Origin of the sequence: Pseudoalteromonas fuliginea (assembly GCF_000690055.1) — a bacterium.
GTDB lineage: Bacteria > Pseudomonadota > Gammaproteobacteria > Enterobacterales > Alteromonadaceae > Pseudoalteromonas > Pseudoalteromonas fuliginea.
In genome coordinates, this window is record NZ_JJNZ01000225.1 from 1 (window position 1) to 272 (window position 272).

Here is a 272-nt window from a genome sequence, read left to right on the forward strand (position 1 = left end):
GAAGTACTAATTTATCATATAATCTAGTATACCAATCAGCTTTGAATTTAACTTTGTAGTACTCTAACCAGTTAAATTTCTTTTGGTCGACTTTCTCAGGATCAGCAGCTGCATCTTGATAGTTAGCTACTGGGTAGCCATCAGAATCAAGATAAGCTCCTTCTGGTACTTGTATAGTAGTTCCGTTTGGTCCTTCTACTTGATATGGTCCTCCATTGTTTTTTGATTTGTATGCTTCTTGATTCTCTAAATCTCCATAGTCTATACCGTTG

At 36.0% G+C, this 272-nt stretch carries 1 protein-coding gene; it reads right to left on the bottom strand.

The features are described from left to right. A partial coding sequence (locus DC53_RS22810; RefSeq protein ID WP_033032616.1) for a hypothetical protein occupies positions 1-272 on the bottom strand: 272 nt, incomplete at both ends.